This is a genomic window from Pseudomonas sp. (genome assembly GCF_030684895.1).
Lineage (GTDB): Bacteria > Pseudomonadota > Gammaproteobacteria > Pseudomonadales > Pseudomonadaceae > Aquipseudomonas.
Genome location: NZ_JAUXXP010000050.1, coordinates 37,104 through 51,274 on the forward strand (window position 1 = coordinate 37,104; position 14,171 = coordinate 51,274).

12 protein-coding genes are annotated in these 14,171 nt (G+C 62.2%); 1 reads left to right on the forward strand and 11 read right to left on the reverse strand.

The window, feature by feature from the left end; genetic code table 11:
* Positions 1–223: 223 nt before the first annotated feature.
* The 4 genes from Q8M42_RS11160 to Q8M42_RS11175 all read right to left on the reverse strand — a co-directional run bounded on the left by Q8M42_RS11160 (position 224) and on the right by Q8M42_RS11175 (position 3,925).
* Positions 224–1,219, reverse strand: a complete 996-nt coding sequence (locus tag Q8M42_RS11160) for a BtrH N-terminal domain-containing protein (RefSeq protein WP_305284038.1) — start codon at positions 1,217–1,219, stop codon at positions 224–226.
* On the reverse strand, positions 1,216–1,623 hold the full coding sequence (locus Q8M42_RS11165; RefSeq protein ID WP_304867917.1) for a hypothetical protein: 408 nt from the start codon (positions 1,621–1,623) through the stop codon (positions 1,216–1,218). The genes Q8M42_RS11160 and Q8M42_RS11165 overlap by 4 nt, the downstream gene beginning before the upstream one ends.
* Positions 1,624–1,783: 160 nt before the next feature.
* Positions 1,784–2,944, reverse strand: coding sequence for a beta-ketoacyl-ACP synthase III (locus Q8M42_RS11170; protein ID WP_304867919.1), 1,161 nt, complete (start codon positions 2,942–2,944; stop codon positions 1,784–1,786).
* 162 nt (positions 2,945–3,106) lie between these two features.
* The gene (locus tag Q8M42_RS11175; protein WP_304867921.1) at positions 3,107–3,925 is read right to left on the reverse strand and encodes a dialkylrecorsinol condensing enzyme; all 819 of its coding nucleotides are present in this window, start codon (positions 3,923–3,925) and stop codon (positions 3,107–3,109) included.
* Positions 3,926–4,211: 286 nt separating this feature from the next.
* Between Q8M42_RS11175 and Q8M42_RS11180 the strand changes: the two genes are divergently transcribed.
* Positions 4,212–4,502: a DUF2141 domain-containing protein gene (locus tag Q8M42_RS11180; RefSeq protein WP_370692721.1), complete on the forward strand. Its 291-nt coding sequence runs from the start codon at positions 4,212–4,214 to the stop codon at positions 4,500–4,502.
* A gap of 9 nt (positions 4,503–4,511) precedes the next feature.
* Here the strand turns inward: Q8M42_RS11180 and Q8M42_RS11185 are convergent, their stop codons facing one another.
* From Q8M42_RS11185 to Q8M42_RS11215, 7 genes are all read right to left on the reverse strand, one after another.
* The gene (locus Q8M42_RS11185) at positions 4,512–5,075 is read right to left on the reverse strand and encodes a lipocalin family protein (RefSeq protein WP_304867978.1); all 564 of its coding nucleotides are present in this window, start codon (positions 5,073–5,075) and stop codon (positions 4,512–4,514) included.
* Positions 5,075–5,329 carry an outer membrane protein assembly factor BamE gene (bamE, locus tag Q8M42_RS11190; protein ID WP_090379433.1) on the reverse strand — a complete coding sequence of 85 codons (255 nt, stop codon included), beginning with the start codon at positions 5,327–5,329 and terminating at the stop codon, positions 5,075–5,077. Before bamE ends, Q8M42_RS11185 begins: the two co-directional genes overlap by 1 nt.
* Positions 5,330–5,397: 68 nt before the next feature.
* Positions 5,398–6,015 (reverse strand): DUF924 family protein, encoded by a 618-nt coding sequence (locus Q8M42_RS11195; protein WP_304867926.1) that lies wholly within the window; start codon positions 6,013–6,015, stop codon positions 5,398–5,400.
* A 3-nt stretch (positions 6,016–6,018) separates the two neighbouring features.
* Complete coding sequence (locus Q8M42_RS11200) at positions 6,019–7,026, reverse strand: class 1 fructose-bisphosphatase (protein ID WP_304867928.1); 1,008 nt, start codon at positions 7,024–7,026, stop codon at positions 6,019–6,021.
* Between the two features lie 89 nt (positions 7,027–7,115).
* Entirely contained in the window at positions 7,116–8,759 is a 1,644-nt protein-coding gene (locus Q8M42_RS11205) for a histidine kinase N-terminal 7TM domain-containing protein (RefSeq protein WP_304867930.1), read from the reverse strand.
* Between the two features lie 194 nt (positions 8,760–8,953).
* Positions 8,954–10,324 carry a DUF3999 domain-containing protein gene (locus tag Q8M42_RS11210; RefSeq protein ID WP_304867931.1) on the reverse strand — a complete coding sequence of 457 codons (1,371 nt, stop codon included), beginning with the start codon at positions 10,322–10,324 and terminating at the stop codon, positions 8,954–8,956.
* Entirely contained in the window at positions 10,321–13,902 is a 3,582-nt protein-coding gene (locus tag Q8M42_RS11215; RefSeq protein WP_304867933.1) for a DUF2339 domain-containing protein, read from the reverse strand. Before Q8M42_RS11215 ends, Q8M42_RS11210 begins: the two co-directional genes overlap by 4 nt.
* Positions 13,903–14,171 lie beyond the last annotated feature (269 nt).

Here is a 14,171-nt window from a genome sequence, read left to right on the forward strand (position 1 = left end):
GTCTTTCGGCTTGTAGGTACCTGTAGGAGCGGGCCGTGCCCGCGAAGCGCATCGCGGGCATGGCCCGCTCCTACAGGTCTTTGTGCGGATTTAATTTCTGCATATAAAACAATGAGTTATTTTTTATTGATGAGAGCGAAAGCACGGCAAGTGGTTGTGCCGCCTAACGCTACTTTTATTTACCAGCCGGATTGCGTAGTGGATAAAAACAGCGCGATCCACCCTACCGCGTGCTCCAGGCCGCCAACTCTTTCATCAACCCGCGCTCCTGCAGGGCAATGCCACGCAGGCTGTCGGCGATGGGTGCGAAGTTGGGCGTCTCGCCCTTGTTGCGGCTGGCGCGCACGCAGGCCGAGGCAAACTGACGCCAGTTGTCACCGATGGCGGTGAGATGCGCCGAGGCCTCCTGCAGATTGTTGTCGCCAAGTTTCTCGCCGGCTTCCTGCAAAAAGCTCGCGTACATAAAGCGGAACCCCGCACCGCCAGTGCCGATCTCTTCCTGCATGCGCACGATATGGGTCAGGTACAGGCGGTTGTATTTGCTCTGCGCCGGATCAAGCTTGTCGATCTGCTTGGCCAAATGCTGAATGCCGCGAATACCGATCCAGGGCAGTGGCATGCCGTCGAGGATACGCGTGGTAGAGAGCACACTCTGGCGGATCAGCTTGTTCCAGTCCTGCTCCAGCGGCACATCGTCGAGCCAGTACATCAGCCCGTTGGCGGCCAGCGCACCTTTGGCGAAGCGCGCCTTCTGCAAGTCTTCGACGGCGCAGCGCACCGGCTCTTCAAACACCGGGTCGCTGATCAGGTACTCGTTACCCTCGCGACCATAGGCCAGCAGGTTGTGCGCGTTGAAGTGAAAACGCATCTCCGGCGGGAAGTACGGCAACCAGAACACCGAACTCTGCAGCCCGGCCAAGCGGCCGCTGTCCAAGGCCGCATCCAGCTCGCGACGGCCTTGCTCGGGGTTACCGAAGGTGCGCGTGTGCAGCTTCGCCCCCAGGCGTTTGCTCAGGGTTTTGATCAGGTGCTTGGGCGGCATGCGGTAAGCAATCAGCGGCATGCCGCTGAGCTTGACGATCGGCAGGTAGGCGAACGCCAGGCCCGAGGCCAGGCCGAAGGCCATCGGCTCGCTCATCGGCAGACCGGCATGGGTCAACAGGCTGGCCATCACCCCGCTTTCGCAGTGGGCGCTCTGTTGATGCTGAAAACTGCTCATGCCGTGCCCTTCTGGTAGGTGATCAATTGCTCAACGGGCAGGCCGAAGGCCTCGGCGTAACGCGCCAGAATGGCCGCCGAGAGTTTGCGGTAAATCGCCGGGCGAAAGTGCCGGCGAATGCGCCACTGCCACAGCCCGGTAATCTGCGCCAGCGCCGGCTCATCCAGGCGGTAGCGGTACATCAGGCACTTCAGCGGCGACAGCTCGCCGCGCTGCCAGCCCGCTTCGGCCTCGGTTTCCTGCTCCTGCAGTTCGGCTACCGCGAGCTGGGTGGCGAAGGCTTCCGGCTCCCAGCCATCGCTCTGCGCGCCCTGATAATGGCCACTGGCGTCCACCGCGTAGACCAGCTTGCAGTGGCCGCCGTAAGTGGAGCTGTGATCCTGGGGAACCTCATCAAGCTTCATGTGTTGTCACCGTCCTGGAGCCTGTCGGGCTTGACCGTTCGTAACGAGGGGAAGCCCGGTTTGAGTCAGTTTTGCTGGCCATTTGAGGCGAATAGCCAGCTATTTAACGAAAAAGGGCAGCAAAAATGGCCAAATCCGGCTTTTCCGCAGTAGAACAGTGTCAAGTCCGGCAAGCTCCTACCACTGTCAGATGCATAAAGGCGCTGGAGAAACGCCCACTTTCCGGCACATAGCAGAGCAAGCGCTGGCCGCTGCGCAGGCTACCTGAATTGAACAACTCATCCAGCATGATAAAGATCGACGCGGCGCCGGTATTGCCCTTGCTGGTCAGGTTGGTAAACCAGCGTTCTTGCGGAATCGGTAAGCCCGCATTAGCCAGGCCCACGGACAGCCGCTCGCGGAAGAACTCGGACGAATAGTGCGGGAGGAAATAATCCACCGCATCGGCATGCAGTTCGCGGCGCGCCATGATGCGTTTGAGGGTTTCTTCCACGGTGTATTTGACGATGTTGTCGTTCAGCAGTTTGACGTCCTGCTTGATCGCCATCAGCGAGCGGCGATTGCGCTCAGCGCCTTCATAGCGACTCCAGCCCTGCAGCTGACCGTCGACCATTTCTGCGCCTGCGTACATGCACGGCGGCATCTGGTCGGCGAAAGAGAAGATATCGATCCAGTCGATACGCAGGCTCAGACCTGTGCGGTTCGGCTGGCCTTGCAGCAATACGGCACCGGCGCCATCGGAGAGCATCCAGCGCAGAAAATCCTTCTCGAAGGCGATTTCCGGGTGGGTTTCCAGCTCGTCGAGGCGGCTCTCGTACTCGGCGTTGAAGTTGCTCGCCTGCATCAACGTCGAAGCCACTTCCGAGCCGCAGGCCACGGCGTTGCGGCTTTCGCCACTGGCCACGCTCATCCAGGCGTATTTCAGCGCGGTCATGCCGCACAGGCAGATACCGGCGGTGGACACCACTTCGCACGGCGGATTGCCCAGCTCGCCCTGCACCATCACCGCATGGCCAGGCATAACCTGATCCGGCGAGGCGCTGCTGGCCACCAGGCAATCAAGATCCGCCAACTGGAAATCGCCGCCCAACAAGCCGCGAATCGCTGCCGCGCTGACCTGGGCATTGTTCATGCTCGGCGCACCAGTCTGCGGATCAATTACATAGTGACGCTGGACAATGCCATTGCTGCGCAAAATTAGCTTGCGCGCACGCGACGGCTTGCCACCGACCAGGCCCAGGCGCGCTTCCATTTGCTCGTTGTCGACCGGCGCATGGGGCAGGAAGGCGCTGATGCGATTAATAAATACAGGTTGTACCACGGGACTTCCTCGGGTCACTTAGGGTGCCTCTAAAAACGTAAGCGAGGCAGTCAGCGCAAGGCTAAAACAGGCGAAAAAGCGCAGTTTACGTGCGGTAAATGAGCATTTTGAGCCTGTTTTTAACGCAGCGATGACAACGCAGGTAGTTTTTAGAGGCTCCCGTCACTCGCCGGACGGGCCGGCAAAGTAAGCCTTCTCACGCTGGGTGCGCTCTTTTAACAGCGGCGCCAACAACTTTTTAAGCAAGGCACTGAGCGGCACCACGGTGACGATCAGGCACAACAGAAACAGGATATACAGCACCAGCCCAGCGCCACGTCGGCGGCTCTGTTGCGGGCCTAAAGCGGCCAGCAAGCGGCTCCATAGCTGAAAGCTGCGATTGCCGACCTTCTCGCTGGCGATCAGCTTTTCATCGATTCGCACGGCACCTAGACCAGTCAACATCGGTTGCTCAATCGGCAGATCATTCGCCGTCAAGCGCTGCACCATGGCCACGCCAAAGCGGCTGGCGGCGATAATTTCCGCCTCATCAATACCGGCACGCGGCACCCAGCTATAGGGTTTCTGCCGTCCGGTAAACAGCCACAAGGGCGTTGCCAGAAAGCTCGCTGCCGTGCCGCAGGCATCGGTCAGGGCGATATTGTCCACCAGTCGCGCACCCAGTTCAGTGAGCCGGTTCTTGAGCTTCTCCTGGGCCATCAGCCACATATTGCGACAGCCGATCAGCGTCACCACCGGCGCGCCCTTGAGCATCTGCGCGGCCTCAGGCGAGGCAAGGAAAGCAGTCATCGGCTGCGACGGCGAGAGAAACCACACCTGATAAGCGAGAATCACCAGGTCATAGCGCTTGCTCGTATCCACCGCCAACGGCAGCAACGGCTGCGGGCGCATCAGCACGGTTTCCGGAAAAATCCGGAAAAACTCGAGAAACGGCCAGGGAAACGGGTAAGGTTGCGCGGGTTGCAGCTGGAGGTAATCCAACTGAATATCGCTGCATTGCTGTAACGGCCCGCATACCGATTGCGCCAACCTGTCTAGCTGGCCGGTTTGTGAAAAATGAACGATCAAGACCTGACGCATCGCCAGCCACTTCCTGCGAAATGCCCGGATTATGCCACAGAGAATTCTTCAAACCGTAAAGAAGGCCGGCTATCAGACTGGCCTTTTGCTGCTACTGGTCGGCTCATACGCCCGAGCCGGTGACATCCTGGTCACAGTAGATGGCATACAAGCCACGGCAACCGTGCATGCGGCGCTGGTGAGCGGCATGCTGCAACGTTGGCCAGAACAGCCCCTGCGCCTGCAGCAGAGTGACGACGGCCAGCTGCGCCTAGTCGACCTGCCGCCCGGACGCTATGCCATTCAGCTGTACCAGGACAGCAATGGCAACGGCCAGCTCGACCATGGCCGGCGCGGCATCCCGCTGGAGCCAGTGGGATTTTCCGCCAACCCACCGCTGCTCAATGGCAAGCCCACACCGATTGACAGCCTGTTCGAGCACGGCACGGCGGACACTCAACTGCGCATCCGCCTGCAGAGCCCGAAAGCCAAGAAATAATCAGAACAGTTAACGCGGCAGAGCCATCTCAGCAGCCGTGCGTCGCCAGATCAGCTCACGGGTGTCATAACCACGGCTGCGCGCTTCTTCAAGTAGCGTCGCCAGGTGTTTCGTGCTGGCGTCCTGATCTCGCGTTAACAGCCAGAGGTACTTGCGGTTGGGATGGCCGACCAGTGCAGTTTGGTAGTCGTCATCCAGATAGAGCACCCAGTATTCGCCCTTGGTCAGACCCGGCAGCAGGTGACTGGCCCAGTTGTCGAAGCGCACCCAGAGCTTGCTGGTCTGGCCCGGTACCTGAGCCACGGCCTGGCCCTGCACCTGCTGCAGATCGCCATCGTAAGTACGGCAGCGATTGGTCACGCCGATAGTGCCACCTTCCTGCAGCTCATAAAGCGCCTCGGACTGCGCGCAATTGCGCTGGAAGAACATCGGCAAACGCGCCTGCTCGTACCAGAGGCCCTGATAACGTTTCAGATCGACCCGCTCGACAGTCTTCGGCGGCACCACGCCCGTGCCGGAGTTGGCGCAGCCCACCAGCAGCGCTGCTGCGGCCAACGCCGCCAGCAGGCGCATCACTTCAAACCCTTGCCGGAAAACATCATGACCTTGTCGCCGGCGTACTGAACGCTGATAAAGCGCTGTTCATCGCCCCAGGTGCAGCTGGACATGCCCAGCGCGCCGGCGCACTCGCCTGGCTTGCCCAGCAGGCTCTCGACTTCATCCTTGCTCATGCCCGCCTTGAGCTGGGTGTAATTGTCCTGACTGATCTTGTTGCAGGCAGCCAGCAGCAGGCAACCAGCGAGTAGTGCGACGACACGCAGAGACATGGGGAAACTCCTGAGGAAAGAACCAAGACCAGCTTGGCATAGCAATACCGAGCCTGCCTGCTTGGATGCTAGAAGCGCGAGCCAGGTTCCAGCAGAAAGGCAGATTCCTCGGCGCTGGAAGTGCGCCCGAGTATCTGATTGCGATGGGGGAAGCGAGCAAAACGTGCGATCACGCGCTGATGGCGCTCGGCATAGTCCAGATAACCGGCAAACAGCTCGCGCTCGGCGGTTGCGGCATGCGCAAACAACACCTGAAACAACTGCACCGCCTGATGCTGCAGCGCCAGGTCTTCGGCATGCTCCAGCACCAGATAGGTAAATACCCGCTGGATTGGCGGCAGTTGCTGATCCCAGCCCTGGGTCAGCCCGTGCAGGGCCAAGGGTCGAGCCAGCGGGTCGCCGGCAAAAGCGCGCGGGGTATCGCGAAAAATCATCCGAGGCAGCTGATCGAGCAACAGCAGGGTTGCCAGCCAGCCCTCAGGCTCGCCTTGCCAGTCGTGCAACCCACCGGCCAGAGCCTGCTCGACCAGCGCGCCAAACTGCTCGCGCGCCTGAGCATCCTGGCGATCCTGCTTGCCGAACCACAGCGCCGTACGGCTGGCCGCCACCTCGACAGCCGTCGCACCGGAACCGCGGCCGGCTGCACCGAACCACCAGTTAAGCAACGGCTGCCAGGGCGCGCTCATCGCTTACTCGCGGTGATAGGCGCTGATGCGCAGCACTTCTTCCTTGGAACCGAGGAAGACGGCGACGCGCTGGTGCAGGGAAGTGGGCTGAATATCGAGAATCCGCTGATTACCATCGGTGGCCACGCCGCCGGCCTGCTCGATGATCATCGACATCGGGTTGGCTTCGTACATCAGGCGTAGCTTGCCCGGCTTCTCTGGCTCGCGACTGTCGCGTGGGTACATAAATACGCCGCCACGGGTGAGGATGCGGTGCACGTCAGCCACCATCGCGGCGACCCAGCGCATGTTGTAGTTCTTGCCCAGCGGCCCAGTCTCGCCCGCCAGCAGCTCGCTGACGTAACGCTGCACCGGTGCTTCCCAGTGGCGCTGGTTGGACATATTGATGGCGAATTCTTTGGTCGATTCCGGCACCTTGATGTTGTCATGGGTCAGCACGAAGCTGCCCAGTTCACGGTCCAGGGTGAAGCCTTTGACGCCGTCACCGAGGGTTAACATCAGCATGGTCTGTGGGCCGTAGATCGCGTAACCGGCAGCCACCTGCTCGGTGCCCGGCTGGAGGAAGGCCTCTTCGCCTAGGTCACCTTCATCGCCATTGCGATCCGGGCAACGCAGCACCGAGAAGATGGTGCCAACCGAAACGTTGACATCGATATTGCTGGAACCGTCCAGTGGGTCAAATACCAGCAGGTAGGCACCTTTCGGGTACTTGCCAGGAATCTGGTAGGCATTATCCATTTCTTCGGACGCCATGCCGGCCAGGTGACCGCCCCACTCGTTGGCTTCCAGCAGGATTTCGTTGGAAATCACGTCGAGTTTCTTCTGCACCTCGCCCTGCACGTTCTCGGTGCCCATGCTGCCCAGCACGCCGCCCAGTGCACCCTTGGATACCTGATGGCTGATTTCCTTGCAGGCCCGCGCGACCACTTCGATAAGGAAACGCAGATCGGCCGGGGTGTGGTTGCAGCGGGTCTGCTCGATCAGGTAGCGGCTGAGGGTAACGCGGGACATGGATGGCTCCGGAGGGAATGAAATCGCGCGCAGTTTACCCCTTTAACGGGGAAAGCGCCTTAGCACTGGATGGAAGGGCGGCCTGGCAATCAGGCCAGGCTGCACACCCTATTACGCCCCGCATGCTTGGCCTGGTAGAGCGCGGCATCGGCCACCTGCAGCAGCTCGTCGAGTACCAGGCCCTGTTCTGGCCATAGCGCCAGGCCGGCGGACAGGGTTACAAAGCGTGCGCCGCCACGGGTCGGCAGTGGGTGGGCGGCCAGTTCGCGGCAGATGGTTTCCAGGCGCGCGCGCGCCTCAGGGGCATCGGCACGCGGCAGGATCAGCAGGAACTCTTCGCCGCCGATACGGAATACCGCATCCGAGCTGCGCAGGTTTTCCAGCAGGTGCTGGGCCACGCCCTTGAGCACGTCGTCGCCTTCGAGATGGCCGTGTTCGTCGTTGAGCTGTTTGAAATGATCCAGATCAATCAGCGCCAGGGAAATCGGCGTGCGTTCGCGCTGCGCTACGGCCAACTCGCGGGTAAAGAACTCATCCAGATAACGCCGGTTGTACAGCCCGGTCAGCGGGTCACACAGCGCCTGCTCCTGCAGTTGCTCATGCAGATTGGTGATGGTGCGCAGACGCTCTTCGCTAAGGGCCAGGGCTTCGGCCAGCTTCAGCTCGCTAAGGTGGCGCTGGGTGACATCACGCAGGTAGAGCATCTGCCCGAGCACCAGGCTGCCGCGATGGGTCACCCGCTCAATGGCGCGGATACGCACTTCGAAATACCGCGCCGAGTTGGCCAGGGTCAGCAGCCGATCATGCTCGCCCTGCGCCTGCTGACTCAGCAACTGCTGCAAATCCGCACCAAGGATCGGCCAGTCGGCCAGCTGCCGCCCCTGCCAACCACTGCGCAGTCCAGCCAGTTTCAATGCGGCCGGGTTGGCCTCGATCACCCGCAACTGCGCATCGACCACCAGCACCGGATCGAGCAGGGCATCCAGCAGCAGGTGGCGAGCCACAGGCAGCAGATCAAACAACCGCACACCGACAATCAGCCAGGCAAAGGCCACCAGGGTAAAGGCGAAACTGAAGGGCGTCGGGTCAAAGCCAAAGAGCATCCAGCCGAACACTACATAACTGATATTGGCGACCCAGGGCACCGCAGTAACGAAGACAAACGCCAGGTAGTGGCGCCGATGCACGCCATAACTGACGATGGCCGCGCGCAGCACCACGCCCATGCAGAAAGCCATAAACAGGTAGACGTAAGCGGCGGCGGCGTAGAACAGCGGCCCATGCTGATAGCGGATCGGCGCGCCCGCCTCATCACTCAGCGGCGCCGTACCAGCGCCGTAGAACAGGCCATGCCAGGGGTTGCTCAGGGCCATCAGCCAGATCAGCACCGGCACCACGGCCAAACCCAGGGTACTGCGCAGTGGCAGCGGTTGGCGCACGCTGTTGACGTATTGCCAGAGGAAGATTGCCCAGAAGGTGGGCACCACAAGAATCCCCGGCCAGGCCATGGTGGCCCAGAACACCTTGCACTGCGGGCCTTGCGCGGCCATTTCCAGGCTCGCGGCGATCAGCCACCAGAGGCTCGCCAGGTGCAGCACGATAAAGCTTTCGCGCCCTGGGAAATAACGTTGCTGCGTAACCCAGCGAGCCAACAGCAGCACACCGATGCAGACCACAGAAGTCAAAATCACCGGAGCACTGAGCGCCCAGCCGGAATCACCGCAGGCATTCATCGGGAGGGCACTGCCAAGGAAAACAGCTCGGCGCGTTTGCCAATCGAGCCTGGCAAACGCATGGAAATCACCCGAAGACGGGTCGCAGTAGAAATACGCAAGGGCCTTCCTGACCTCAAACGCCAATCAATTGAAGATGCCAACCATACTGCAAAATTCGTTAGGCAGCTGGGCTTTATTTCTGCTAGCAGGCTCTATTCGGCGCTCGGCCGACGCAACAGGCTGACCGCCATCAGTGCCAATAAGCCTACCCCAAGTAGCAGCACCAGCCACAAGCCCCAGCGTTTCCAGTCGCTTTCAGCAGCTGCGGCCTGCTCTTGCTGCACCAGATTTTCAGCCTGCAACTGCGCCTCAGCTATGCCCAGCTGCTGCAGCCGCTGTGGCTGATAACCCGGAATCAAGGTGGTCAGCGGCAAAGCCGCCGACTGCGCTCCCGCTCGCCCCAGTGCCAGCCGATAGGGCGGGCTGCCACGCTGAAGGAACACCAGCTGGGTGGCACGCACCGCCACCTTGATCTGCGGTGGCTCGACGCCCAGACCGCCGCCGCGCTCGTCCACCTGCAGGCGCAGCTGCTGCACCGCCCAACCCGGCAACGGCAATTCGTCCTGACGGATTTCCACGCCATTTTCCGGCAGCCGATAAAGCAGACCCTGCGCCAGCGATTGCCAAGCGCCCTTGGCTTCACTGCGACCACTGACACGAATCGGCGCCAGGCTATTGGCCTGACTGAGTTCGACGTGCAAGCGCTCCAACGGCAAGGCCAGGGGCAGCTGCCACTGATATTCGCCATCCGGGCTGCGCGTCGCGGCCAGCGGCTGCGACCACACCAGCGGCGCCGGCATGCTGTCACTGCGCTGGCTGCGCAAGCTGGCAGCGGTCAGTTGCGGCGCCTGCTGCGGGCTTTGCCAGAGCAGACGCAGGTAGCGCGCCTTGCTGCCCGGCAGTTCGATCTGCCGTTGCTCGACACGCTCACCATCGAACGACAGACGCGCCAACTGGCCGCTGCCCCAGGAACGCCAGCTTTGCAGATCATCACTGGCCTCGATGCTGAAGCGTTGAAAACCGTCCTGGCCGCCGCTCCAGTCCAGCTGCAGGCGCACCAGCGGCTCATCCAATGCGCTGGCATCCAGCAGCCAACCACGCAGCAGCGCCGGCTTGGCGGCTGCATCCGGCTCATCAAGTAGTTCGATCAAGGTACCGCTAGTGCTGCGCTGTACCCGCAGGCTCGGCGTAGCGCTGCTATCGCCCTGCTCGGCGTACAGCGGAAACCACTTCACCGCCTGCTCCTGCTGGCTGTCGCGCGACTCGCCCTGCCCTGCCACCAGGGCATAAGCCAGCGCCTGACCTTCGGCGTTAAACACCCGCAGATCACGCAAATCGCCATAGCGCGCGGCAAAATGCAGCGCCATCGGCACATCCAGGCGATACCAGGGGCCGTCGCCACTAAGACTCAGCGGTAATTGCACCGCATAGTCGCCCGGCTGCTCCTGTGCCAGGACTGACGCGCTGCACAGCAGGCCGAGAAACGCAGCGCAGCATGCGCCAGGGATAAAACGACTGATCATGCTTGCTCCTGCGGCTGATCCGCATCCGCCTTGCGTGCCGGCAAGGGGGCGAAATAGCCCACCACCAACAGCAACACACCCACACCAATAAACGACACGATGCGCTCCAGGCCACCGCGATTACCCAGTTCGACAAAGAACAGCTTGGCCACCACCAGCGCGATCAACGCCGCACCGATCAGCCACAGCTCGCGCCGACCACGGCGGTTGCCGAGGACCATCAGCGGTAGAGCGATCAGCGTCCAGACAATCGACAAGCCGGCCTGCACCAGCATCGAATCGAGCAGCGCATCCAGCTGATAAGGCACGCCCCCCCAGTGATGGGCGCTGCGCATGACCATCGCTGTCAGCAACGCGAAGAGCGAAGCCCCCGCCACGGCCTGAGTCAGCCACTGACTGCGTACGCTATCCACACCCAGCTCGGCCAAACCCATACGCGCCCAGGCGAACACTGCGCCAAGAGCAAACAGCAAACCCAGCTCCAGTGGGTTGAGCAGCGGCAGGTAGGCCAGCGGCTCGGCATCCCCGGCGCTGGCGACGTTGGCCAGCCAGAACCAGCCGAGCATCAGCAGCGCCAACGGCGCCGCCGCCAGCAAACGGTACTCCCGTGGATATGCGACCAGCGGCCAAGGCCAGCGACGCGGCAATGCCATCAGCCAGAGGTAGGCACTTGGCAGCAGCGCCCAGCCCAGCCAGCGCCAGGCGTTGTAATGCTCCGACAGGGCCAACAGCAGGTAGCGCAGCTCCAGCGCCAGCACGCCCAGCAGCAACCAGCAGCCGAGCACATGGGCGGCGCTCAGCGCCCCTGCCGGTAACTGCGCCGCCAAGCGCCGCAGCGCCCAGAAGTGCACGGCAAACAACAGAGTCCAGGCCAGCCAGCCGAACTGCGCCGCCGGGTGATAGTGCAGGTGCCAGGCGTGCAGCAGCACCACGCCGGCCAGCGGTGTCAGCAGGCAGCACAGTAGCGCCAGCTCGGCCCAGCGTGTACGCGGCGCAAGGAATGCCGCCAAGGCCAAACTGGCCGCCAGCACCGCGAGCAAAGCACTGGCCTGCCATTCCGGCGCAACAAAGCGCAGCACTTCACTGCTTAGCGCCAGCGCCCACCAGGCCGCGCCCCACACCAGCAGCAGTTGCGCCAAGCCCAGCAAACTGAAATTACCCAGAGCGCTGGGCGCTTCGCGACGCGCCAACTGTTGCAAACGCCAGGCGCCGACCAAGGCGGCCGCACCGAGCACCAGCGGCGTCCAGAAATCCATATGCGCCAGCGGGCGAATGCCCTCGGCCGACAGCTGCCCAAACAGCAGCGGGCTGACCGCAAGGAACACCAGCCCTGCCAGCACCTGCAACAACAGTCCGAAGATAAAGCTGGCGCGCTGCTGCAGGTGCAAACTGAGCCAGATGATCAGCAGCCCGCTGCCGCCCCATACCGCGCTGGCCGTAGCCCAGGGCAGGACAAACAGCACCGCCAGATTGAGGAACACCAGACCGACCAGCAGCACCACCGACAGCCCCCGCAACAGACGGCGATCAGCGCCAACCTGCGGATCACGCGCGGCCAGCAGCATGCCGGCGATCAGGCCAAAGCCAATCAGCGAAGACGTCAGCAAGCCCTGCCAGCCAGCGGAAAAGCCGCCCATGCCGGTGGCCGCATTGCCGGCCATATCCAGCATAAACACCAGACCACCGAACAACTGCACAGCAAAGGCGCTGAACAAGAAGCTGCGCGCCTGTATGCGCAGGCCCAACCACAGCGTCAGCAGGCCGGCCAACGCCCAGCTGATCGCCGTACCCTGCGCGGCAAACAGCAGCGGAGCAATCAGATAAAGGAAGGCCAGTCCGGCGCAGGCCAGCAGCGGCAAGCCGCGCACCTCCCAGCTGCTGGCGTGCTGCGTGTTCTGGCGCAGCTGCCAGTAGCTGAACAGCAAGGCTACGCCGAGCATCAGTGCGCCCAACGGCGCGCCATCCAGCAGGGTCAACTCACCCGAACGCAGGCCAATGACGAACGCCAGCGCCGCGCCAAACTGCAGGAGCAGGGCAAACGCTCGCGCCAGGCTGCGCTGCTGTCGCAAACCGAGCCAGAAGATACCCGCGCCTTCCACCGCCCAAGCGGCCGAGGTCCAGCGCGCATCCAGCCCCAAGGGAATCGCCAGACTGCCGAACACCACACCGAGTGCCAGGCAGGTTTCCACTAGCAGTACGGCGCGATCACCGGTGCGACCGACCAGCAACCGTGCCAGCACTAGGTAGAACAGCCCCAACGCCAGGGCGCTGAAGGCTGCGGCAAACTCGATGTGCTGTACCAACGCGAACTGCAGGCCAAAACCCACCAGCGGCGGGCCGAACAGCACGGTGGCGTCGATATAGTCGCCTTTGCGCGCCGCCCAGCGCAGCAGTTCATCGCAATCTTCGGGCGCATCCAGCGCTTCGCGCAGCTTGCGCCGGACAAACAGCAGACCGATGGCCACGTACATCAGGAAAAACAGAATCAAGAACGGTTCGGTGCTCCACAGCAGCTCCGGCGTGTAAGAGCGAATGCCCCAGGCGAAGCCGATGCCGAAGGTGCCAACAAAGCCAATCAGGTTGAGCAGCCGCCAGGCCTTGAACCAGGCGATGGCAAAAATGCCGGCATTGAGCAGGGCAAAATAGCTGAACAGCGCCACATGGTTACCGCTGCCTGTACTGGTCAGGATCGGCGCTGCAAAACCGCCCAGAGCCGCCGCGGCGGCCAGACCCAGGGCATCCTGCTTGATCGCCAGAATTGCCGAAAACACCGTGACCAGCACCAGCAGGCCCAACGCTACGCCAGGGTCCAATAAAGGATGCAGACGCATGGCCGCGAACACCGTCAGGTACAGCACCGCAACCCCAGTGCCCTGCAGCATCAATGCATAGTTGGGGTTACGCAGACGCAGCCACCAGCCCAATCCAAGCAAGGCCACCGCACTGGCGGCGACACCGGCATAACGCAACTCCACCGGCACCACTACGCCTTCGGTGGCGTAACGCAGCAGGAAGGCCAGGCCGAGAAACAACAGCACCACTCCGACACGCAACACCGTGTTGCCGCCCAGCAACCAGTTCTTGGCTGCTGCAAAGCCCCGCTCCAGCAAGGTGGGCTGACGCGGCTCAGCAGGCTTCCAAGGTTTAGCGGGCGGCGGTTTGATCGCAGCGGCGGGCTCGGCCGCAGCCTGCATTGGCGCGACAGGCTCAGCCGCAGGTTCGGGCAGGACAACATCCAGGGTCCAGTCCAACTCGGGCTCGGCCGCCTGGGCAGTGACAATCGGCTCAGGCGCGGGCTCGACAACGGAGCTGAGCGGCTCCGGCGGAGCTTCAGCGGCAGACGTGGCGCCCTGCTCCAACTTGAGCAAACGCTCATACAGCGCCGCAGTACCCTGCTCGAAACGCTGAGAAAAGGCCTTGAGCTGCGCCGTTAGCGCGGCATTCTCGCGCTCCAGCCCATGCAGTTTGAGCGCCTGACCAAGACCCAGGCCCATCAGAGCGCCCAGTAGCGAGGCCGTCAGCGTTTCATCCGCCAATGCCCCAAGTACCAAGCCCACCAGCATGAAGATCCATTGCATGCAGCGCCTTCCTATTCAGCTAAACCCGAACATCCTGTTGCCCGGCACCCGGCGCAAACTGCGCAGCAGTATAGGAGCCTGACCGGTGCATACCCAGAGAGACGTATGCCGCACGCATCACAGCACAGCAAAAAATGGCAGGAGCCATTTTTAACGTTGCGCAGCAACGGCCCGAAGGGTGTCTGCCATGGACGGCAGACATAAAGAATTGCCCCGGCCACAACCGCACAAACCATGACCAGCCGGCAGATAGTCATTCACAAACGCCG